The following is a 23,120-nucleotide window of genomic DNA, read 5'->3' on the forward strand; positions in this document are numbered from 1 at the left end:
CCACTCGATCCGAGGGCACTTGAGCCAGAAGGTCGCAGATGGTCTGATAATCGCGTCAATGGCGCTGCGGAGACCCGCGGCGCCTTTCTCGTGCCGGAAGAGACGCAAGGGGTGGACGGCAGATGCTGAGGAAGGTGTTCACGGCTCCCGACCCGGGCCGGCTGAGGCTGCGCGCCGCCTCCCGGGCCGTCCTCGGCGTCGGCCTCGCCGTCGTGGCCTGCGCCGTCGCCGGGCACTCCCTGGTCGCCGCCGTCACGGGCGGCCTCGCGGCCATCCTCGCCCTGTTCACCGTGACGGACGCGACCGTACGGGGCCAGGCCGTCACGACCGCGCTGCTCCCCGCCGCAGGGCTCCCGGTCTTCGCGCTCGCGGCGGAGGTCCACGACCGGCCCCCGGCCCGTGGCCTCGCCTTCCTCGCGATCATCGGCGCGGGCGTGTACGCCCGCCGCTGGGGTCCGCGCGGCCACGCCCTCGGCGTCTTCGCGTTCATGGCGTTCTTCGTGACCCTGGTCCTCGGTACGACCCCGGCGCACCTGCCCGAGCTGTACGCCGCCGTCCTGCTCTCCCTGCTGGTCGCCGCCACCGTCCGCTTCGGCCTGTGGTGCTACGAACGCGGCCTCCCCACGCCCCCCGCCGTGACCGTCCCCGGCCTGGCCCGCGTCACCTCCCGCCAGGCCGTCCAGGCGACCGCCGCCGCCGCCCTCGCCCTCCTCGCCGGCCAGGCACTCTCCCCCGACCGCTGGTACTGGGCCGTCGGCGCGACCTGGTGGATCTTCGTCAACACGACGTCACGCGGCGAAACCCTGGTACGCGGCTTCCGCCGGGTCCTGGGCACGGTGGTGGGCATCGCCGTGGGCCTCCTGATCGCCGTCCCCCTGAACGGCGCACCCGTCCCCACGGCGATCGGCCTGACGGCGGCGGTCTTCGGCGTCTTCTACACGGCGGCGGTGTCGTACACGTGGATGATGCTGTGGGTGACGCTGCTGGTGGAACTCCTGTACGGAGTCCTGGGCGTCCTGACCCCGTCGCTCCTGGCCCTGCGCCTCGCGGAAACGGGCCTGGGCGCCCTGGCCGCAGCCCTGGCCGTCCTCTTCGTCCTCCCCAACACGACGAACATGGTGACGGACGCGTGGATCCGCAGGACGTTGCAGGCGGTGCACGCGGGGAGGACGGCGGAACTGGAAGCGCTATTGCCGAGGGTCCGCCAGGCGGTGGCTCCCTTGATCCACCCGCTGAACCCACTGAGGGAACGCAAGGCGAGGGCACACCAGGCCCTGACACTGCTGGACACGTGCGCGAGGGAAATCCGCACGTCGACGAACGGCACACCGTCGACGCACCTGCAAGAGGCGGAGCAGGCGCTGGCAGGACTACTGACCCGCTGAGGACGAAGTTTTTTAGGGGCGCGGGGAACTGCGCGAACAACCACGAAGCACCTGCACCCGCCGCACAACCTGTACTGGCACCCCAATAGGCGAAGGGCCCACCCCCACAAGGGAAGTGGACCCTCCGGACGTACCGCGTCCGTGCTTGCTCAACGCGCCGCAGGTGCCTGTTGAGGTGCGATCCCCAGCGCAGTCGTGTACTTGGCCAGCGCCAGCTTCCCGATCGCCGGGTACGGCCCGAGCGCCTCCGCAGCCGCGCAGTCCACCTCCTTGGCCGCCTCCTCCACCACGACGGAGTCGATCTCGGGCCCGATCAGATACGGCGCGAGCGCGAGCTGCTGAGACCCGGAAGCCCGCAACTGCTCGGCGACGGAAGCCACGGACCCTTCCTGGTCCAGCGCCGCGGCCATCACCGGCACCGCGAGCCGCGCGGCGAGCAGCATGCCGGTGATCCCGGCGGCCTGCACCGCCTCGTCGCCCCCGACGGACGCGAGGATGATCCCGTCCGCGGCGGTGGCGACGGTGAACAGCCGCGCCCGGTCCGCGCGCGCGAGCCCGGCCTCGGAGAGGCGGACGTGCAGCGCCTCGGCGAGCAGCGGGTGCGGACCGAGGACGTCGGTCAGATCGGCCGCGACCTTGCTCTCCATCACGGCCTGCCGGACCTGCCGCAGCAGCGCGCTGTCCGGCCCGGCCAGCAGCGGTACGACGACGGCCACGGGCCCGTCGGGCTGCTTGACGTCGTGCCCGGCGGCCAGCGCCTGCTCGTACCGCGCCGCGCGCTCGTCGGAGGCGTGCGCGAGGACCGCCTGGAGGGTCGGGTACTCGGTGTCGTCCCCGTCCAGGTACCCGATGCGCGCGTCGAGGCCGGGGAGTTCGGAGCGGGCGATGCTCACGATCTCCTCGGCGAGGCCCCGGGTGGCTTCGCCGGGCGTACCCGGCACCGCGAGGACGAGCGCGGGTGCGCCCTCGGGAGCCGCCAGAGGCTCGGGTCGGCGGTGCCGCCCGGGCTGACGGGGGCGCGGCATTCGTACGGGCAGGCCGGACGCGGGCCCAGTGGGGGAACTCATGGCGCCGCATGTTACTGGTTTCCCGGGTTCCCCCGTTCGGGGAGGGTGAGGGTGAGCGGTATCCGTCCTGTTTTGTCTGATGAGTTACGTGCGGATCAGACGTGATCAGCATGATTTTTGGGTGACTTGTCCTGGTCGGGCCGTACTCGACCGCCGCCGATCCGACCCCGTAGGGTGACGCGTTGTGGCACCACGACCTTTGCATGAACTTGTTGAAGACGGCTGGGCGAAGGCTCTCGAACCCGTGGCCGGACGCATCGCGGAGATGGGGGACTTCCTCCGGGCGGAGATAGCGGCGGGCCGGACCTACCTCCCGTCCGGGGCGAACGTCCTGCGGGCCTTCCAGCAGCCCTTCGACGACGTCCGGGTCCTGATCGTCGGACAGGACCCCTATCCCACGCCGGGGATGGCGATCGGGCTGAGTTTCGCGGTCTCGCCCGAGGTGCGGTCGCTGCCGGGGAGCCTGGAGAACATCTTCCGGGAGATGCACACCGACCTCGGGCTGCCCAGGCCGTCGAACGGGGACCTGACGCCGTGGACGCGGCAGGGTGTGCTGCTGCTCAACAGGGCGCTCACCACCGCTCCCCGCAAGCCGGGCGCGCACCGCGACAAGGGCTGGGAGGCGGTCACGGAGCAGGCGATACGGGCGCTGGCGGGGCGCGGAAAGCCGCTCGTGTCCATCCTGTGGGGCCGCGACGCCCGCAACCTCCGCCCCCTGCTGGGCCAGTTGCCGGCGATCGAGTCGGCACACCCCTCCCCGATGTCCGCCGACCGAGGCTTCTTCGGCTCCCGCCCCTTCAGCCGCGCCAACGAACTGCTCGTACAGCAGGGCGCCGAGCCGGTGGACTGGCGCCTGCCGTAAGCGGTGACGCGGGTGAGCCCGCGAAGATCTCGTCCACCGGCGCGGTACGCAGGGCGCCGCTCCGGTGGTTCATATGCCGGTGGAATCAGGCGAATCGGTTCGACGTAAGCGCTTCGACACCCGGCCGCGAGCGGTGGCGCGCGCGCCGGTGAACCGCCGTACGTCGTACGGCTCACCGGCACGTGGCGCGAGGCCGGGGCGCGGCGGCCGATGACCCCTCGCCCGCCCTCCTGGTCCGACCGTTCGGTCGCCCCGCTGCTCATCGGCACGCCGCGCGGACACCGGCCGTTTCCGCCGCGAGGGCCCGGCGGGCACCTGCGTCGGGTTCCCCCGCCCGCCGCGCCGCAACTTTTCGACGGCGCAGATGCCTTGCGGAACACCGCGATCAGCAGTCGAATCGATTCGGCGCCAAGGTGCGCAGACGGAGCCTCCCCACCACGGACAGCCCCGTGACGTCGAGGGCACCATCTCCCCTCCGCGACCTTTCCGCGTTCCCCCGCACAACGGCACGTTCCAGCGCGCCCGGCAATCGCCGGCGCCGTCCCCACGACCCGACCGGCGGACGCCGAGACGGTAGGGAGACCAGATGAGAGCCGTACGAACGAGACACCACCCGCCGTCGGACCGCGACGGCGTCATGCCCGCACCCGCCCACCCGGCCCGGCGGGCGTTCGCCCGGGCCACCGCCGCAGTCGTGCTCCTGTGCGGAGCCCTGGCCGGTGCCACCGCCACGGCGGGGCAGGCCGGGGCGGCCACGTCCGGCCCGTGCGACCTCTACGCGGCCGGGGGCACCCCGTGCGTGGCGGCGCACAGCACGACGCGGGCGCTGTACGCCGCGTACAACGGGCCGCTCTACCAAGTCCGGCGCGCCTCGGACAACACCACGCGCGACGTCGGCGTCCTGGCGGCGGGCGGCTACGCCGACGCGGCCTCCCAGGACGCGTTCTGCGCGGGCACGACCTGCCTGATCACGGTCGTCTACGACCAGTCGGGCCGGGGCAACCACCTCACCCAGGCGCCGGGCGGCGGCGCGGCGGGAGGCCCCGACAACCTCGCGAACGCGACCGCCGCGCCCACGACGGTGGGCGGTCACAAGGCGTACGGCGTCTTCGTCGCGCCCGGCACCGGCTACCGGAACAACCGCACGAACGGCATCGCCACCGGTGACAGCCCCGAAGGCATGTACGCGATCTTCGACGGGACGCACTACAACGGCGGCTGCTGCTTCGACTACGGCAACGCCGAGACGGACAGCAACGACGACGGCAACGGCACCATGGAGGCCATCTACTTCGGCAACATCAAGGTCTGGGGCTACGGCAGCGGCAACGGTCCCTGGATCATGGCCGATCTGGAGAACGGCCTGTTCTCGGGCGTGAACCAGCACTACAACGCGAACGACCCGACGATCAGCCACCGGTACACGACCGCCGTCGTCAAGGGCGGCCCGAACCACTGGGCGATCCGCGGCGGCGACGCGCAGTCCGGCGGCCTGTCCACCTTCTACGACGGGGTGCGTCCCAACGTCGCGGGCTACAACCCGATGCGCAAACAGGGGGCCATCATCCTGGGCATCGGCGGCGACAACAGCAAGGGCGCCCAGGGCACCTTCTACGAAGGCGTGATGACCACCGGCTATCCGTCGGACGCCACCGAGAACGCCGTCCAGGCGAACATCACCGCCGCCGGATACAGCACCTCCACGGGCGGGACGAGTACGGGCGCGCTGCACGCGGTGGGCGCCGGCAAGTGCCTCGACGTGCCGAACTCGTCCACCACGGCGGGCACCCAGCTCCAGATCCGGGACTGCTCCGGGGGCGCCAACCAGACCTGGACCCGGACGTCGTCCGGCCAGCTGACGGTCTACTCCGGCAGCGGCCAGATGTGCCTGGACGCCTACGGGGGCCAGACCTCCGCCGGTACGAAGGTGGTGACCTGGCCGTGCAACGGCGGGGCCAACCAGCAGTGGCAGCTGAACCCCGACAGCGCGGGCGGCACGGTCACGGGTGTCCAGTCCGGCCTCTGCCTGGACGTCACCGGGGCCTCCACAGCCAACGGGGCCCTGACGGAACTCTGGACGTGCAACGGCGGTTCGAACCAGCGCTGGAACCTCGGCTGACCTGACCGACGGCGGTCCGCACGGACACACCCGCGCCCGGCATGACAGCCGTCGCCGGACGCGGGTGTCGTCATGCCCTCATACCTCCCTGACCAGCAGATACATGGGATGTATGGGATCCGAAATCGCTGAGACAGGTCTATTGACAGGGTATTGAGCCTGTGGGACCACTGACGACATGGGATGTCTGAGTGCTCCATGACACCCCGTTCGCACCGGCACGGCACTCCCCACCCCCCACCTCCACGCCCAGCCGAGGACACAGGATGCACTCTCCATCCGCTCCGCCCCGCAGCCTCGCGGCTCGCCTCTCCCGCTTACCGGCCCCGGCCGTGATCGGGGTGCTGGCCCTGCTGGCCATGCTCCTGGCCGCCGCGCCCACCTGGCCGGCCCCCAAGTCCGGCCCGGCGCTGGTGAGTTCGGCGTCCGGACGCTGTCTCGACGTCAAGGGCGGGACCGACACCCCGGGCACGGCGCTGGAGATCCGGGACTGCGGCGACCAGGCCGGCCAGGCATTCCAGTTCGGTACGGCCGGCGAGCTGAGGACGCTGAACGGCACCCGGTGCGCGGACGCCGTCGACACCCGGACCACGCCCGGAGCCCCCGTGGTCATCCGCGCCTGCGACGGACGGGCGACCCAGGTGTGGCGGCAGAACACCGACGGCTCCGTCACCGCCACCGCCTCCGGATTCTGCCTGGACGTCAGCGGGGCGGCCACCGCCAACGGCACCCCGGTCATCCTGTGGACCTGCAACGGCCAGAGCAACCAGAAGTGGACCACGTCGACGCCCCCACCGGCGGGCGGCTTTGGCCCGTGCGACCTCTACGCGGCGGGCGGCACGGCCTGCGTGGCCGCGCACAGCACGGTGCGCGCCCTCTACGGCTCGTACAACGGCTCCCTCTACCAGGTCAGGCGCGCCTCCGACAACGCCACCAGGGACATCGGCGTACGGGCACCCGGCGGCTTCGCCGACGCCGCCGCGCAGGACGCGTTCTGCGCGGGCACCACCTGCGTGATCACCGTCGTCCGCGACCAGTCAGGACGCGGCAACGACCTGTGGTACCAGGGCTCGGCCCAGGTCCCGGGCTCCAGCCAGAGCAGCCCCGCGAAGGCGACCTCCGAGTCGCTCACGGCGGGGGGCACCAAGGCGTACGCGCTGTACATCAACCCCGGGAACAGCTACTGGCGCGACGGCCACCTCACGGGCGTACCGACCGGCGCCGCACCCGAAGGGGCGTACATGGTCACCAGCGGCACCCACGTCAACGCGGGCTGCTGCTTCGACTACGGCAACAGCGAGACGACCCGCAAGGCCGACGCGGCCGGGGCGATGGACGCGATCAACTTCGGCACCGAGTGCTGGTTCGGCGGCTGCGCAGGCGGCGGCCCCTGGGTACAGGCCGACCTCGAATGGGGCCTGTACTCCGGCGGCAGCCAGTCCTGGAACCCGGGCCAGCGGGCGTTCCCGAACCGGTTCGTCACCGCGATGCTCAAGAACAACGGCACCTCGCGGTTCGCCCTCAAGGGCGGCAACGCCCAGTCCGGCGGCCTGACCACCCTCTGGGACGGCGGTCTGCCCGGCGGCTACAGCCCCATGAAGAAGCAGGGCGCCATCGTCCTGGGCAGCGGCGGAGACTGCTGCAAGCCGGGCGGCGGCGCCAACCTGAGCGCCGGCACCTTCTACGAAGGCGCGATCGTCGCCGGCTACCCCTCCGAGGCGACCGACAACGCGGTGCAGGCCAACATCACCGCCGCCGGCTACCGCTGACGGCTCCTCACCTTCCGCACCTGCCCCCGGCAGCCTCGGTGCCGTCCCCACGGCACCGCCATCAAGGAGGTCTCCTTGCCCGCAGCAGCAGCAACAGCGACCGACCGCCGGCCGAGGCGATTCCCGGTGGCGCTCCTGATCGCCCTGGTGATGGCCCTCGCCGCGCTGGGCACCCCGGCGTTCGCGACCTACACCCGCGGCGAGGCACCCGCCGCCGCGGACGCCTCACTTCCCTGCGACCTCTACGCCGCGGGCGGCACGCCCTGCGTCACGGCGCACGCCACGACCAGGGCGCTCTTCGCGGCGTACAACGGGCCGCTCTACCAGATCCAGCGGTCCTCCGACCGCGCCTACCGCGACATCGGGTTGCTCGCCCCGGGCGGCTACGCCGACGCCGCCGCACAGGTCTCGTTCTGCGCGGGCACCTCGTGCACCATCACGAAGATCTACGACCAGACGACCCGGCACAACGACATGCCCATCTCCTGGGGCGGCTTCTGGAAAGGGCCGGGACCGGGCGGCGCGGACGTGGGAGCCGACGCCATGGCCCTGCCGGTGACCGCCGCCGGACACCAGGTCTTCGGCGTCAAGGTCACCCCCGGCGTCGGCTACCGCGTCGACCACGCGAGCGGCGTCCCCACCGGCTCCCAGCCCGAGGGCCTCTACATGGTGACGTCGTCGAACTACACCAACCAGTGGTGCTGCTTCGACTACGGCAGCGGCGAGAACTCCCACACCGACACCGGCAACGCCACCATGAACGCCATCTACTGGGGCAACGCCTGCTGGTTCAAGAACTGCACCGGCAGCGGGCCGTGGGTCGAGGCCGACCTGGAGAACGGCATGTTCCACACCAACACCGGCTCCAACAAGGACCCCAACAACCAGGGCGTGCACCTCCCGTTCGTCAGCGCGTGGCTGAAGAACAACGGCACCAGCAACTTCACCCTGAAGTACGGCAACGCCGCCACCGGCGGGCTGACCACCACCTTCTCCGGCCCCCTGCCGGCCGGCTACTCCCCGATGAAGGTCGACAGCTCCGTCCTCCTCGGCACCGGGGGCGACAACAGCGTCTCGGGCCAGGGCGAGTTCTTCGAGGGCGCGATCACGGCGGGCTACCCCTCCGACGCCACCGAGAACGCCGTCCAGACCGGCGTCACCGCCGCCGGCTACGGCACGCCGAACGGCGGAGGCACCACCACCGGCGCGCTGCACGCGGTGGGCGCGGGCAAGTGCCTGGAGGTGCCCGGCAGTTCCACGACACCGGGGACGCAGACACAGATCCGGGACTGCTCCGGCGCCGCCAACCAGACCTGGACGCGCGGCGACTCCGGCGAACTGGCCGTCACCCTCGCGGGCAACCGCCTGTGCCTCGACGCCTCCGGGCAGGGCACCAGCAACGGGACCAAGGCCATCACCTGGACCTGCAACGGCCAGAGCAACCAGCACTGGACGCTCACCCCCGGCACCACCGTCACCAGCGCCCCGTCCGGACTGTGCCTGGACGTGTCGGGCGCCGCCACCGCCAACGGAACCCCCGTACAGCTGTGGACCTGTAGCGGCCAGGCCAACCAGAAATGGACGCTGAACTGACCGCACGCCGAGCGCCCCTGACCCCACCGACCCGCGAAAGGAACCCCACCGTGTCCGCATTCAGACGGCTGCTGCGGCGCCTGCGTGTCCCGACGGCCGTGCTCACGGGCCTCCTGCTGGCCGCCGGCGGCCTCGTCGGCACGGCCGCCACGCCGGCCCAGGCCGCCACCTCGATCACGGTCAACGGCACGTCCGGCGGCCGGACCTTCGACGGCGTCGGCGCGATCAGCGGCGGAGGCGGCAACAGCAGACTCCTGATCGACTACCCCGAGCCCCAGCGCGGCCAGGTCCTCGACTACCTCTTCAAACCGGGCTACGGCGCCTCCCTCCAGATCCTCAAGGCCGAGATCGGCGGCGACACCAACTCCACCTCCGGCGCCGAACCGAGCCACCAGCACACCCGTTCCGACCTGAACTGCGACCGGGGCTACGAATGGTGGCTCATGGAGCAGGCCAAGGCCCGCAACCCCGCCATCAAGCTCTACGGCCTCGCCTGGGGCGCGCCCGGCTGGATCGGCGGCGGCAACTTCTGGTCCACCGACATGGTCAACTACCTGGTCTCGTGGCTGGGCTGCGCCAGACAGCACGGGCTGACCATCGACTACCTCGGCGGCTGGAACGAGCGCGGCTACAACGTCTCCTGGTACGTGCAACTGCGAGGCGCGCTCAACGCCGGCGGCTACGGCAACGTCAGGATCGTCGCCGCCGACTCGGACTGGGCCGTGGCGGGCGACATCAACTCCAACGCGGCGTTCCGGGCGGCGGTGGACAGCATCGGCACGCACTACCCCTGCGGCTACCGGTCCGCACAGACCAACTGCTCGGTGCCGTCGGCGGCCACCTCCACCGGCAAGCAGCTGTGGGCCAGCGAGAACGGCTCGGACGACTACAACGCGGGCGCGCCGGCCGTGGCCCGCGGCATCAACCGCGGCTACATCGACGGCCGGATGACCGCCTACCTCAACTGGCCGGTGGTCGCCGCGATCACCCCCAACCTGCCGTACCCCACCATGGGTCTCGCCCTGGCCGCGCAGCCGTGGTCCGGGCACTACGCGGTCGGCAAGAACACCTGGGTCATGGCGCACACCACCCAGTTCACCGCCCCCGGCTGGAAGTACCTCGACTCCTCCAGCGGCTACCTCGGCGGCAACCGGAACAACGGCAGCTACGTCTCTCTGAGGTCCCCCGGCACCTCCGACTACTCCACCGTCATCGAGACGATGGACGCCGGCAGCGCCCAGACCCTGGACCTGAATGTGACCGGCGGCCTGTCGAACGGAACCGTCCACGTCTGGTCGACCGACGTCAACTCCACCAACCCGGCCGACCAGTTCGCGCACACCGCCGACATCACGCCCTCCGGCGGCTCCTTCAGCCTGACCGTGCAGCCCCACCGCGTCTACACCCTCACCACGACGACCGGCCAGGGCAAAGGCACCGCCACCGGCCCCGCCCAGGGCGCCATGAGCCTGCCGTACAGCGACTCCTTCGACAGCTACGCCACCGGCACCGAGGCGAAGTACCTCATGGACTGGCAGGGCGCCTTCGAGGTGACGGCCTGCGGCGGCGGACGCGGCGGCAGGTGCGTACGCCAGATGAGCCCCCAGAAACCGATCACCTGGGACGCGCTGTCCGACCCGCACGCCCTGCTCGGCGACGTCGGCTGGGGCAACTACACGGTGTCGTCCGACGTCCTGCTCGAACAGCCGGGATACGTCGAGCTGATCGGCCGCGCGAACGGCCAGGACTACAGCAGCACCGGCGGGCTGAACGCCTACCACCTGCGGGTCAGCGACACCGGGGCCTGGCAGCTCCTCAACTCGAACACCAACGCGAGCGTCGCCACCCTCGCGCGCGGCACGACCGGGGCGCTCGGCACGGGCCGGTGGCACACCCTGTCCCTCACCATCTCCGGCACCACGATCACGGCGGCCATCGACGGCGCGACGGCCGGTTCCGCGAGCGACCGCACCTGGGCGGGCGGTCAGATCGGCTACGCGACCAGCCAGGGCGAGACGGCGCAGTTCGACAACCTGTCCCTCACTCCCGGCAGCGGCGGCGGGGGAGGCGGTACGACCGGACCGATCGTCGGGGTCGCCTCCGGCCGGTGCGTGGACGTCCCCAACCAGTCGCAGACCCCCGGCACCCAGGTGGCGCTGTGGGACTGCAACGGCGGCGCCAACCAGCAGTGGGCGTCCACCACGGCCGGTGAACTGCGGGTCTACGGCAACTCCTGCCTGGACGCGGCGGGCACCACCACCGGCGCCAAGGCCGTCATCTCGGCGTGCACGGGCGCCGCCGGCCAGAAGTGGACGTTCCACGACGACGGCACCATCACCGGCACCCCCTCCGGCCTGTGCCTGGACGCCACCGGTTCGGGAACCGCCAACGGCACCCTGCTGGCGCTGTGGACCTGCACCGGAGCCGGCAACCAGAAGTGGACGCGCGACTGACCGGCGCACCCATTCCGCCGCCCGACCCCTAAGGACACCCGCATGACCTCCACCCCCCACCCCCTCAGCCGCCGCCGGCTGCTCGCGGCGACCGGTGCGGCCACCGCCCTCGGCCTGCTGCGGTTCGCCCCGCAGGCCGCCGCCACCGACGGCCCCTCCAGCTACACCGCGAGCTGGGCCTCCGTCGACCAGCACCCCCCGTCCCCGGCCTGGTTCCAGGACGCCAAGTTCGGCATCTACTACCACTGGGGAGCCTTCAGCGTCCCCGCGTTCGGCAACGAGTGGTACCCGCGCAACATGTACGTCGGCGGCTCGAACGAGAACCGCCACCACATCGCCACCTACGGCGACCCCTCGGCGTGGCCGTACCACAACTTCATCGACGGCGCCCGCGACAAGGCGGGCACCTTCGTCCAGTTCGCCCCCAAGCTCGCCTCGCAGGGCGGGAACTGGGACCCCGACGCCTGGGCCAGGCTGTTCAAGGCCGCGGGCGCCCGGTTCGCCGGACCCGTCGCCGAACACCACGACGGGTTCTCGATGTGGAACAGCCGAGCGAACCCCTGGAACTCCGTCCAGCACGGACCGAGACTCGACCTGGTCGGGCTGCACGCCCAGGCCATCCGGGGGCAGGGCCTGAAGTTCATGGCCTCGCTGCACCACGCGTACCACTTCAACGGCTACTACGACCACGTCCCCGGCCAGTCCGACCCGGCCCTGCGCATCCTCTACGGCCAGCAGGGCACGGCCGCCGAGAACAAGCTCTGGTACGACAAACTGACCGAGGTCATCGACGGCTACCAGCCGGACCTGCTCTGGCAGGACTTCGACCTGAACCTCGTACAGGAGTCCTACCGGCTCCAGTTCCTCGCGCACTACTACAACCAGGCCGTCGCCTGGAACAAGGACGTGGCCGCGACCTACAAGGACGGCCTCAACAACAAGGGCGAGGTCTTCGACTTCGAGCGCGGCGGCCCGGCGGGACTGCTCACCCCCTACTGGCTGACCGACGACAGCATCTCCTCCTCCAGCTGGTGCTACACCGTGGGCATCGGCTACTACACGACGCAGGCACTGCTGCACGCGCTGATCGACCGGGTCAGCAAGGGCGGCACCATGCTGCTGAACATCGCGCCGACGGCCGACGGCACCATCCCCTCGGGCCAGCAGTCGATCCTGCTCGGCATGGGCGACTGGCTCGGCCGCTTCGGCGAGGCCGTCTACGGCACCCGCACCTGGACCAGCTACGGCGAGGGCCCCACCAAGATGGGCGGCGGCTCGTTCAGCGGGCCGGTGGCCGGGAAACCCCAGGACGTCCGCTTCACCCGCAGCCAGGACAACAAGGTCCTCTACCTCACCGCGCTGGGCTGGCAGGGCGCCACCCTGACCGTCACCACGCTGAGCTCCGGCCGGTTCAACCTCGGCACCCTGACCGCCGCCCAACTGCTGAACAACACCGCCGGGACCTACACCAACCTGCCCGCCCCGACCCAGGACGCCTCCGGCCTGCACTTCGCCATGCCGTCGTCGAACCCGCCGTACAGCGCCCTGGCCTACACGGTGAAACTCACCTTCTCCGGCGAGATCCCCGTCCTGGGCGCCCCCGGCGGCTCCACGTCCTGGGCGCGGATCACCAACGCGACCAGCGGGCTGGCCCTGGACAGCGGAGGGAACGTCGCTTCCGGCTCCAACCTCAAGCAGTGGACGTACGACGGGAGCAGCAACCTCCAGTGGCAGTTGACCGACCTCGGCACCGGCTACTACCGCCTCACCAACCGCACCAACGGCATGGCCGCCGACAGCTGGGGCAACTCCGCCAACGGCGCTCCCGCCCGGCAGGAGGCGTGGAACGGCGGCGTCAACCAGCAGTGGTCCCTCAACAGCCTCGGCGACAACCGCTACCAGATCGTCAACCGGGGCACCGGCACGGCCCTCGACGGTGCCGGCAGCACGACGTCCGGCGCGACCGCGGTGCTGTGGACGCCCAACTCCAGCAGCAACAACGCGTGGACGCTCACCACCGTCTGAAGCACCTGTCTGAAGCACCCGCACTCCGAACACGGAAGAAGGAGAGCATGAACAAGGAGAGCAGGGAGAGCAGGAAGCGGCGTCCGCTTCTGATGTCCTTAGCGGCGGCGGCACTTCTCGTCGTGTCCGCCGCGGGCACCGCGTTCAGCAGCACCCCCGAAGGGCCCGCGTCCGCACCCGCACCGGCCGCGCGCCCCCTCGCCGCGCCCAGCTCCGGCTGCGGCAAGGCCCCGACGCTGACGAGCGGCACCCGCACGATCCAGGCCGCGGGCCAGAACCGCACGTACATCCTGCGGATCCCGGCGAACTACGACAACAACCGCGCCTATCGGCTGTACTTCGGCTTCCACTGGCTCGGCGGTACGGCCAACGACGTCGACTCGGGTGGGTCGGACGGCTACAACTGGTCCTACTACGGGCTGCGGCGCCTCGCGGACCAGGCGAACAACGGCACGATCTTCGTCGCCCCGCAGGGCAACAACAACGGCTGGGCCAACCCCAACAACCAGGACCTGGCCTTCGTCGACGCCATGGTCGACCAGCTCAAGTCGGGGCTGTGCGTCGACACCACCCAGGTGTTCGCCGGCGGCTTCAGCTACGGCGGCGGCATGTCGTACGCGATCGCCTGCTCCCGGGCGAACGTCTTCCGCGCGGTCTCCGTCTACTCGGGCGCGAACCTCAGCGGCTGCAACGGCGGCACCCAGCCCATCGCCTACATGGGGCTGCACGGAATCCAGGACAACGTCCTGCCCATCCAGAGCGGCCGGGACCTGCGCAACACCTTCGTCCGCAACAACGGCTGCACCCAGCAGAACCCGCCGGAGCCGGCCGGCGGCAGCCGGACGCACATCATCACCGCCTACTCCGGATGCCGGGCCGGATACCCCGTCGTGTGGGCCGCGTTCGACGGTGGACACGACCCCGGTCCCGTGGACGGCGGCGGCAGCGGCTGGCGGACCTGGACGTCGGCGGCGGTGTGGCAGTTCTTCACCCAGTTCGGCTCGACCCAGCAACCCCCGCCCACCGGCGGCACCGGGCGGATCGTCGGCCAGCAGTCCGGGCGCTGCCTCGACATCAACGCCTCCACCACGGCCAACGGCACCCAGGCCCAGCTGTGGGACTGCAACGGCGGCACCAACCAGCAGTGGACCTACAGCTCCGGCAAGCAGTTGACGGTCTACGGCAACAAGTGCCTGGGCGTCGGCCAGTCCGCCGGCAACGGTACCCCGGCGGCGATCTTCGACTGCACCGGTCAGCCGGACCAGCAGTGGAACATCAACGCCGACGGCACGATCACGGCCGCGCAGTCCGGGCTCTGTCTCGACGCCAGCGGCCAGGCCAGCGCCAACGGGACGAAGATCCAGGTGTGGAGCTGCTCGGGCGGCGCGAACCAGCGGTGGACGCAGCAGAGTTGACGCACCGGGGCCGGGCTCGCGTGGTGGCGGGCCCGGTCCTCTCGGACGTCGTCCTCACCCCACCACCGCCGCCCGGACACACAGCACATCCGGCAGATGCGACGCCAGCTGCCGCCACGTGTCCCCCTCGTCGGCCGACGCGAACACCTCGCCGTTGCGGTTGCCGAAGTAGACACCCGCCGGGTCCGCGTCGTCCGTGCACAGCGCGTCCCGCAGCACCGTGCCGTAGTGCGCGGCCTGCGGGAGGCCCGCGCTCAGCGGCTCCCACGTCTCGCCCGCGTCCGTCGTACGGAACACCCGGCAGCGGTGGTCCGCCGGGACCCGGTCGGCGTCCGCCGTGATCGGGAAGACGTACGCCGTACCGCCCCGGTGCGGGTGCGCGGCGACCGCGAAGCCGAACGTCGACGGCAGCCCCGCGCCGATGTCCTTCCAGTGCGCGCCCCCGTCGTCGCTGCGGTACACGCCCCAGTGGTTCTGGAGGTACAGCCGGTCCGGGTCCGCCGCGTCCCGCGAGACCTTGTGCACGCACTGGCCGAACTCCGGGTCCGGGTCCGGCAGGAACACCGCCGAGACGCCCGAGTTGGACGGCGCCCAGCTCGCCCCGCCGTCCGTCGTACGGAACACGCCCGCCGTCGACACCGCGACCGTCACCGCGCGCGGGTCGCGGGCGTCCGTCAGGACCGTGTGCAGGCCCTCACCGCCGCCGCCCGGGACCCACTTCGAGCGCGTCGGGTGCTCCCACAGCGGCCGGACCAGCTCGAAGCTCTCGCCCCGGTCCTCCGAGCGGTACAGCGCCGCCGGTTCCGTGCCCGCGTACACCACGCCCGGTTCGGCCGCCGCCGGGTGCAGTTGCCAGACGCGCTCCAGCGAGGCATCCGTGTCCTGCGGGAACTTCACCGCCGGCTTCGCCGGTTCCGTCCATGTCCGCCCCAGGTCGTCCGAGTGGAACACCGACGGGCCCCAGTGCGCGCTGTCGCCGCCGGCCAGGAGGCGCGGCGATGCGTCCCTCGTGTCGATGGCGACCGAGTAGATCGCCTGCGCGTTGAAGTACGGGCTCTCGTCGAACTCCCACTCCGTGCCGCTTTTTCTGCGCCCGATGAACAGGCCCTTGCGGGTTCCCACGGCGAGCAGTACCTCGGTCATTTCCGGTCACCTCCGCGACGTCTTTGTCCCAGCACCGGCCAGTCTGCACCCCGCCACTGACAGTCACCTCCGGAGTCCGCATCGCCGCAGGTCAACGGTGTCGGACAGAGATTCGAGCACCTCTCCTCGGGCACATTCCGGCGGACGCCTGCGCGGGTGGCGGGGTGCGTGGGAACGTCGGGTCACACGACTCGCCCTGAGCATCCGGGCGGCTCGCTTCGTATGGAAGTGCGGTCGGGGGATGTTCGCGCGCTCATGAGGAGGAAGCCTGCGATGGCGTTCCGTGGTCCGGGGATGTGGCTGTGGCGCGATCGGCGTCCGCAGGGGTCGGTGTGGCGTGATCGGCGGGCGCGGGTGCTGCTGTGGCGCTGGCGGCGCAATCCCCTCAGACGGCGTTCCGACGTCGTCGAGGCGTGGGTGCTGCTCGGGGCGTGGGTGTTCGCCGTCCTGACCGGGGTTCTCGCCGGGTGGGCCGCCGCGGACAGCATGGAACGGGGGCTCGCGCGCGAGCGCGCGGAGTGGCACACGGTCGAGGGGACCCTCACGGAGTCGGCTCCGCCGCCGTCCGCCGATCCGCAGAGCCCCGCCCGTACGGAGCAGCTCTGGACCAAGGTCACCTGGCCCGGGCCCGACGGGATACCCCACTCCGGCCAGGTCCGGGTCCCGGCAGGCAGCTCCGCGGGCACGCACGTCCAGGTCTGGACCGACGCCCAGGGCCGCCTCGTCACCGAGCCGACCACCCCTTCCCAGGCCCGCCTGCGCTCCACCCTGGTCGGCACCCTCGCGGGCACCGCGACGGCGGCGGTCCCCTTCATCACCGGCCGGCTCCTGCGGGGGCGGCTGGAGCGGCGGAGGATGGATCAGTGGGGGGCGGACTGGGCTCGGTTCGATCCGCTGTGGGGGAGGCGGCAGACGGGGTGAGGGGCGGGGGCTGTGTCTGGTCGTGCCGGTGGCGGGCTGGGGCGGGGGTGCTGGCGGGTGGTGGCTCGGGTCGGTGCCGATGGGTTGGTTCGGTGTCGCGGGGTGCTGAGCTGTCGGGGCGGGGACCCCAGCGCCGGATCAACTCACCACCCCATGTAACAAGCTCCAGCCCCTCTCCGTCGCTCCCTGCCCTTCTCGGCCCTCAGGCTCGACCGGTGCGGCGGTGGTCGGGGTGTGTGAGGTTGGGAACCGGGGTTCAGAGGTGTGCCGTCAGGCTTCGGCACAGGGCCAGTAGGTTCTCGTCCTGGACGATGGTCTGTCCGCCCGGCCCGGTCGTGTGGCGGCGTCGGTGGGTCAACTCCGTTGTCGCCAGGTCGAGTAGAGGTGCGGCGGCTTCGGGGGTGAGGTTCGTCAGGGTCGTCGCTATGGGTACGCGGGTGTGGGGATGCGACTGCCAAGCGGACCGTAGGACGGTGTTCACCTCGCCCTCGATCTCGCCGGTGACAGAGGTGATCGCGCAGGCCGCCGAGACTCGTTCCCACGTGTCGAGGGAGTCGGTCACGAGACGCCTCAGGTGGGGCAGCGCGGGGCGGGCCGCAGGGCCCAGGTGGGACAGACGGTGGGCTGTGAGGGCACGGTGGTGGGGGTCGGAGCTGCTGCTCAACTCGTCGAGCAGCACCGGGAGTACGAGGGACACGTCCGGCTCGATCGCCCAAAGCGCCGCCGCCGCAGCCCCCTTGTGTACGCCGCGCAACGCGTCCCGTACGACCGGCAGAGCCTCCCGCGCGGCACTCCCCATCGCCTCCAACGCCCCGAACGCCGCCTCGACAAGCCCGGCAACCCCACGCTCCAGCACCCGCACCACCCCAGGCACGGCGTCCGGATCCCGCAACCCCCCGACGGCGACGAGCAACCCCCGGACAACCTCCCCCGACTCGGGCTGCTCAAGCGGCACAACTTCCAAATGCCGCTGCAAGACAGGCGCGAGCGAGGCTCCCCCCGCCCCCAAATACGGCACCACGGCCGCAGCATGACGAGGCAACTCCCCGCCACGCAACACTTCCCCCAACACACCCACAGCCCGCCGATCCCCACACCGAGCCAACGCAAGCAAGGCCCCTCCAAGCACGACAACCCCCCGAACCCCACCCCCGGAGGCCGTATCCGACCCACCCCCTCCAGCCCTTTCGGGCCCAACCTCACCCACCTCGGCGCCCTCTCCGGAAACCGCCGGCCCCTCAGATCCGCCCACCCCTCCGAACCCAGCCGAACCACTCACCCCACTAGGCACCACCTCCCCAACGGGGGACACCGCACGGGACGCCACGGAACCGCCCAGCCCCCTCACCCCCGCCCCTCCGAACCGCGTCAACCCTCCGCCCACCTCCACACCACCGCCCGAATCCGCCACCTTCACCAACCCCGTCCCAACCCCCGCCCTCCACCTCTCGACCCACCCCTCAGGCCGCCCCACCACCAGCGAGTGCAACCGGTCCGCAGCAGGCGTCCCCACCCCGAACAACCCCCCGAGCACAGACACAGCCGCATCGCGCAACCGCCCCTCCTCAGCCACCAGTTGCTCCCCGATCAGCGCGACGAGCCCCGAGTGGTCCGCACGCCACTCCCGGATGAACCCGGCGGAGAGCAGCACGGCGTTGCAACGGTCCGTGGGGGAGGGGAGGCGGAGTTGGGCCCGGAGGAGGGCTGTTCGGGTGGGGACGTCGTCGGCGAGGGCGCTGTGCAGCGTACGCATCAGATGCGCGCCCTGCTCGTCGGACGGCCGCAGCCGGCGCAACCGCCCCGTGAGTGTCTGCTCCGCGCCCGGCGACTCCCACGCGCGCGTGGACTGCGACGACCGTTCCCGCAGGAGCCGCGTCGTGAGGGCGACCAGGTCGGGCGGGAGCCGATCAGGCGCGTACGCGGCGAGTTGACCGAGGACGGCGAGGCGCAGGACGGGCGGGTTGGGCGAGGGAAGGTACGTGGTGAGGAGCGCGACCGCCTCGCCCGCGTACGCGGGATGCCGCCGCACGAAGAGCCCGACGGCCTCGGCGGCGGCGATCAGCGCATCGTCGTCCCGCTCGAAGCGCAGCCGCCGGCTCAGAAGCGGCAGTACCCGCGAGGGATCGTCCAGAAACCGCACGACCCCGGTGACGGCAGCACGCCGAACGGCAGGATCGGAATCAAGGGTGAGCGCAACAAACAACTCGCCCCCCGCACGAACGGCAGCCGCCCCCGAACCACCCGCCCAGCCAGAAGCACCCTCCTCCCCAATGCTCAACAACAACTCCAGCACCCCCGCCCGATCCCCGCCCCCCTCCCGCGCGGCCACCGCCAGCAAGAACGGCACCGCCGCCAGTGCCGAGTCGTACACCCCGTCCTCGTGATGCACAGCCCCGTACAACGCGTCCAGCGCCGCTTCCCGCTCGCTCCGCTCCTCGGAAGCCAGCGCCCGCAGCCAGCCGGGTACGTCCCCGGCGTCGCCGTGTGCGTGGTGCAGTGAGGTCCAGTCGACCTCGTCGATCCCCGTGAACACCTGGTCCTCCCCCGGACGGTGTGTCAGAAGTGCCACCTGATCACGAGTGTGCACCACGCCACTGACAACGATGCGGAGCCGAGGGGTGACTCAGAGGTAACGGGATGTCAGAGCCCGGAGGGAAGCGCGCGGTCGAGGATCGCGGTGAGGTCGGCGGAGTCGGGGAGGGTACCGAAGGAGTGCCCCCAGTCCCCGTCGAGCCGGCTCGCGCAGAACGCGTCGGCGACGGCGGGCGGCGCGTGCCGGACGAGGAGGGACGCCTGGAGGGTGAGGGCCATGGTCTCGACGACACGGCGGGCCTGGGAGGGGGAGGCGGTGGCCGCCAGACGCCGTACGCGCGCGTGGGCCGCGTCGAGGCGGGCGTCCGCCCCACGGGAGAGGGCGAGTTCCGTGTCGTACGCCTCGGCGGTGGCCGGATCACGGGTCAGCGCGCGCAGGACGTCGAGCGCGTTGACGTTGCCGGAGCCCTCCCAGATGGACAGCAGGGGGGCTTCCCGGTAGTGGCGGGGCATGCCGGAGTCCTCGACGTACCCGTTGCCGCCCAGGCACTCCAGGGCCTCGGCGGTGAACGCGGGCCCGCGCTTGGTGACCCAGTACTTGCCGACGGCGGTGGCGAGGCGGCGGAAGGCCCGCTCACCGGCGTCCCCGCGCGCGGCGCGGTCGGCGGCGCCCGCGAGCCGCAGGGTGAGCGTCGTCGCGGCCTCGGATTCGAGCGCGAGGTCGGCGAGGACGTTGCGCATGAGGGGCTGGTCCAGCAGGCGCGCGCCGAACGCGGTGCGGTGGCGGACGTGGTGGCCGGCCTCGACGAGGGTCTTGCGCATCAGGGTCGCCGTCGCCATCACGCAGTCCAGGCGCGTGCAGTTGACCATGTCGATGATGGTCTTCACGCCCTGCCCCTCGGGCCCGACGAGCCAGCCGACGGTGCCGTCGAACTCGGGCTCGGAGGACGCGTTGGAGCGGTTGCCGAGCTTGTCCTTGAGGCGCTGGATCCGGAACGGGTTGCGGGTGCCGTCGGGCAGGACGCGCGGGACGAGGAAGCAGGACAGGCCGTCGGGCGCCTGGGCCAGCACGAGGAAGACGTCGCACATGGGGGCCGACGTGAACCACTTGTGCCCGCGCAGGACGTACACGCCGGGCTCGGCGGTCGGCGTGGCCGTCGTCGTGTTCGTCCGGACGTCCGAGCCGCCCTGCTTCTCGGTCATGCCCATGCCGGCGAGGATGCCGCGCTTCTCCGTCGGCACGCGCAGGCCGGGTTCGTACGCGCGCGCGGTGAGCAGCGGTTCGTACACCTTCGCGAGGTCCGGCTGGTGGCGCAGGGCCGGGACGGCGGCGTACGTCATCGAGACCGGGCAGCCGTGGCCCGCCTCGGTGTGGTTCCACACGAGGCCGCCCGCCGTACGCGCGACGTGCGCGCCGGGGCGGTCGTCCGCCCACGCGGAGCCCGCGAGGCCCTCGGAGACGGCGACGTCCATCAGGGAGTGCCAGCTCGGGTGGAAGTCGACCTCGTCCACGCGGTGTCCGTAGCGGTCGTGCGTGCGCAGGGTCGGCTCGTGGCGGTTGGCCAGGTCGCCCCACTCCTGCGCCTCGACGCTCCCCGCGCGGCGGCCCAGCGCGCGTACGTCCGCCTCGGCCCACGCCGCGCCCTCGCGGCGCAGGCCCTCCAGGAGGGCGGGGTCCGCCGAGGCGTCGTAGGGGGCGAGGGGCGGCGGCTGGTTCGTGACGTCGTGGGTGGCGGACGGAGCGGGCGTCGATGACATGCCGTCCATGTTGCGCCTTTGCTGCGACTGTCGCAATAGTGCAACATGAAGAGGTGGGCCGTAGAGTACGTGCCCATGCGCAGGGAGGTTTCGGCGGAGACGGGGCTACGGCCGCTGTCCGCCCGGTCGGTCGTCCTGAGCCTGCTGCTCGGCGCGCAGCCGCCCGAACTGCCGGTGCGGGAACTCGTACGCCTCGTCGAGCCGTTCGGCATCGGCGGGTCCACCCTCCGCGCCGCCCTCAGCCGGATGACCGCCGCCGGCGACCTGCGCTGCGCGGACGCGGTGTACGGCCTCAGCGACCGCCTCCTCGAACGCCGCCGGCGCCAGGACGAGGCGCTGCACCCGCGCACGCGCGCGTGGACCGGCGACTGGGAGATGGCCGTCATCACGACGACGGGCCGCCCGGCGGCGGAACGAGCGGAACTCCGGGCCGACCTGACGGCCCTGCGCCTGGCGGAACTCCGCGAGGGCGTCTGGCTGCGCCCGGCGACCCTCCTGCGCCCCTGGCCCGCCCACCTCGCCCGGCTGACCCACCACTTCACGACACGCCCGACGAACCCGTCCCGGGAACTCGCGGCGACCCTCTGGCCGTTGACGGACTGGAAGACCACCGGCACGACCCTCCTCCGCCACACCGACCGCTCCACGACCCCCGCCGACCGCTTCACCACCTTCACCGCAGTAGTCCGCCACCTCCTCTCCGACCCCGTCCTCCCCCCGGCCCTCCTGCCCCCCGGCTGGCCTGGAGAGGCCCTGCGCAGGGCCTACGCCGACTACCGCCAGGAGTTCGCGCCCCAACTCCCCGGCGAACGGAACGCCGAGAACGCGACGGGCACGGGGCGAAGCCGGGAGACGGAGGGAGCACGACGGGCGAAGTGAGGGCACACGCGCAGGAGCGCACACCGAGGACGGCGCTCAGCCCGTGCCGACCCTGTTCGCGCCGCGACAGCCGCGCCGCGCCGAACGGCAGGCCCGGGGCGGCGCACCGAGCGACGGCCCCGGAACCCCCTCACAACTCCCGGCCCCGGCCTTCCGGCCCCGGCCTTCCGGCCCCGGCCTTCCGGCCCCGGCCTTCCGGCCCCGGCCTTCCGGTTCCTGCGACCCGTCACCTCACCACCCGAACCTCCGGAAACCCCGCACCCCCGAACCCCGGCCGCGCGCAACGCCGTGCGGGTGTGTTGCGTGCGGCCGGGTATCCCGTGGGAGGACTACCGGTACGTGATGTCCGACGTCGCGTACTTGCAGTACGTGCCGTCCGGGCCGGAGCCGTTGGTCGTCGGTTCCTTGCCCGTGTTGTTGCCGATGTACTTCTGGCAGGGCACGATCTTGCGGCTGCTGTCGCCGACGATGGTGATGCCCCGCAGGGTCGCGCTGTCGCCGTAGTTGGTGTTGATGCCGACGAGCCTGCCGCCGGAGTAGGTCGCCTCGATGGAGTTGAGGTTGACGGTCCGCTTGTACTGCGTCGAGCAGTTGCCGCAGGACCGCACGAAGGTGCCGAAGTTCTGGACGGCGAAGTTGGACACGTTGAGCGTCCCGGCGCCGTTGAACTGGAACACCTTGTCGCTGGCGGAGCGTGCGCCCCCGCCGGAGACGGTGTAGACGTTGGAGGAGGACGAGCCCCGGAAGGTCGCGGCGTCCTCGCCGACGTCCTCCCACCAGACGTTCTGGAGTGTGCAGGCGCCCTTGCAGTGGATGCCGTCGGCGGCGGGCGCGCCGATGATGACGTTCTTCAGGACGGCCCCGGCGGCGAGTTCGAGGATCGGGTCCTGGTCCTCGTTCTGCCCGCCGGTGCCGAGGTCGCCGCTGCCGTAGAGCCGCTTCATCCCGTAGTCCTTGGTGCCGGAGACCGGGATCGTCGCGGTGACGGCCTGACTCCCGTTGGCCGACGGCCAGGTCGCCGCCTGCACGGGGGAGGCCGCACCACTAGTCATGATCATGCCAAACGAGAGCGAGAGGGCGGCGAGGCCGCCGCCTGCTGCGCGCGCTAAAGAGGTCATGTCCCGTATGCCTTCTTCCTGTTGGGGAGAGAAGCGCCGCCACGAAGGCGCTTCGAGGGGGAAACTTTCGAGGCACCGCCA

Annotated in this window: 15 protein-coding genes; 10 read left to right on the top strand and 5 right to left on the bottom strand. The window is 71.6% G+C overall.

Going from position 1 to position 23,120, the window contains the following annotated elements; genetic code table 11:
* Positions 1-122 precede the first annotated feature (122 nt).
* Positions 123-1,385 carry an FUSC family protein gene (locus ACQCO7_RS37185; RefSeq protein ID WP_464075933.1) on the top strand — a complete coding sequence of 421 codons (1,263 nt, stop codon included), beginning with the start codon at positions 123-125 and terminating at the stop codon, positions 1,383-1,385.
* Positions 1,386-1,534: 149 nt separating this feature from the next.
* Here the strand turns inward: ACQCO7_RS37185 and ACQCO7_RS37190 are convergent, their stop codons facing one another.
* Entirely contained in the window at positions 1,535-2,452 is a 918-nt protein-coding gene (locus ACQCO7_RS37190) for a sirohydrochlorin chelatase (protein WP_464075934.1), read from the bottom strand.
* A gap of 184 nt (positions 2,453-2,636) precedes the next feature.
* Between ACQCO7_RS37190 and ACQCO7_RS37195 the strand changes: the two genes are divergently transcribed.
* The 7 genes from ACQCO7_RS37195 to ACQCO7_RS37225 all read left to right on the top strand — a co-directional run bounded on the left by ACQCO7_RS37195 (position 2,637) and on the right by ACQCO7_RS37225 (position 14,688).
* On the top strand, positions 2,637-3,314 hold the full coding sequence (locus ACQCO7_RS37195) for a uracil-DNA glycosylase (RefSeq protein ID WP_409118977.1): 678 nt from the start codon (positions 2,637-2,639) through the stop codon (positions 3,312-3,314).
* A 637-nt stretch (positions 3,315-3,951) separates the two neighbouring features.
* Complete coding sequence (locus ACQCO7_RS37200; protein ID WP_464077384.1) at positions 3,952-5,433, top strand: arabinofuranosidase catalytic domain-containing protein; 1,482 nt, start codon at positions 3,952-3,954, stop codon at positions 5,431-5,433.
* A 344-nt stretch (positions 5,434-5,777) separates the two neighbouring features.
* Complete coding sequence (locus ACQCO7_RS37205; protein WP_464077385.1) at positions 5,778-7,202, top strand: arabinofuranosidase catalytic domain-containing protein; 1,425 nt, start codon at positions 5,778-5,780, stop codon at positions 7,200-7,202.
* Positions 7,203-7,352: 150 nt separating this feature from the next.
* Positions 7,353-8,795, top strand: coding sequence for an arabinofuranosidase catalytic domain-containing protein (locus tag ACQCO7_RS37210; protein ID WP_464077386.1), 1,443 nt, complete (start codon positions 7,353-7,355; stop codon positions 8,793-8,795).
* A 50-nt stretch (positions 8,796-8,845) separates the two neighbouring features.
* Positions 8,846-11,248: a ricin-type beta-trefoil lectin domain protein gene (locus ACQCO7_RS37215; RefSeq protein ID WP_464075935.1), complete on the top strand. Its 2,403-nt coding sequence runs from the start codon at positions 8,846-8,848 to the stop codon at positions 11,246-11,248.
* A 42-nt stretch (positions 11,249-11,290) separates the two neighbouring features.
* Complete coding sequence (locus ACQCO7_RS37220) at positions 11,291-13,273, top strand: alpha-L-fucosidase (protein ID WP_464075936.1); 1,983 nt, start codon at positions 11,291-11,293, stop codon at positions 13,271-13,273.
* 92 nt (positions 13,274-13,365) lie between these two features.
* Positions 13,366-14,688, top strand: a complete 1,323-nt coding sequence (locus ACQCO7_RS37225) for a ricin-type beta-trefoil lectin domain protein (RefSeq protein ID WP_464077387.1) — start codon at positions 13,366-13,368, stop codon at positions 14,686-14,688.
* 54 nt (positions 14,689-14,742) lie between these two features.
* Here ACQCO7_RS37225 and ACQCO7_RS37230 read toward each other — a convergent pair whose 3' ends face one another.
* Positions 14,743-15,831 carry a WD40/YVTN/BNR-like repeat-containing protein gene (locus ACQCO7_RS37230; RefSeq protein WP_464075937.1) on the bottom strand — a complete coding sequence of 363 codons (1,089 nt, stop codon included), beginning with the start codon at positions 15,829-15,831 and terminating at the stop codon, positions 14,743-14,745.
* Positions 15,832-16,104: 273 nt separating this feature from the next.
* On the opposite strand from ACQCO7_RS37230, the gene ACQCO7_RS37235 reads away from it, so the two are divergent.
* Positions 16,105-16,752, top strand: a complete 648-nt coding sequence (locus tag ACQCO7_RS37235; RefSeq protein ID WP_464075938.1) for an Rv1733c family protein — start codon at positions 16,105-16,107, stop codon at positions 16,750-16,752.
* 256 nt (positions 16,753-17,008) lie between these two features.
* Here ACQCO7_RS37235 and ACQCO7_RS37240 read toward each other — a convergent pair whose 3' ends face one another.
* Positions 17,009-19,321, bottom strand: coding sequence for a HEAT repeat domain-containing protein (locus ACQCO7_RS37240; RefSeq protein WP_464075939.1), 2,313 nt, complete (start codon positions 19,319-19,321; stop codon positions 17,009-17,011).
* A 71-nt stretch (positions 19,322-19,392) separates the two neighbouring features.
* On the bottom strand, positions 19,393-21,042 hold the full coding sequence (locus tag ACQCO7_RS37245; protein WP_464075940.1) for an acyl-CoA dehydrogenase family protein: 1,650 nt from the start codon (positions 21,040-21,042) through the stop codon (positions 19,393-19,395).
* 75 nt (positions 21,043-21,117) lie between these two features.
* Here ACQCO7_RS37245 and ACQCO7_RS37250 point away from each other — a divergent pair, with 75 nt between their 5' ends.
* The gene (locus ACQCO7_RS37250) at positions 21,118-21,921 is read left to right on the top strand and encodes a PaaX family transcriptional regulator C-terminal domain-containing protein (protein WP_464075941.1); all 804 of its coding nucleotides are present in this window, start codon (positions 21,118-21,120) and stop codon (positions 21,919-21,921) included.
* Positions 21,922-22,250: 329 nt separating this feature from the next.
* On the opposite strand, the gene ACQCO7_RS37255 is transcribed toward ACQCO7_RS37250, so the two are convergent.
* A complete protein-coding gene (locus ACQCO7_RS37255) occupies positions 22,251-23,039 on the bottom strand; it encodes a pectate lyase (RefSeq protein WP_464075942.1) in 789 nt (262 codons plus the stop codon).
* Between the last annotated feature and the right edge of the window lie 81 nt (positions 23,040-23,120).

The organism is Streptomyces saintjeani (assembly GCF_055409605.1).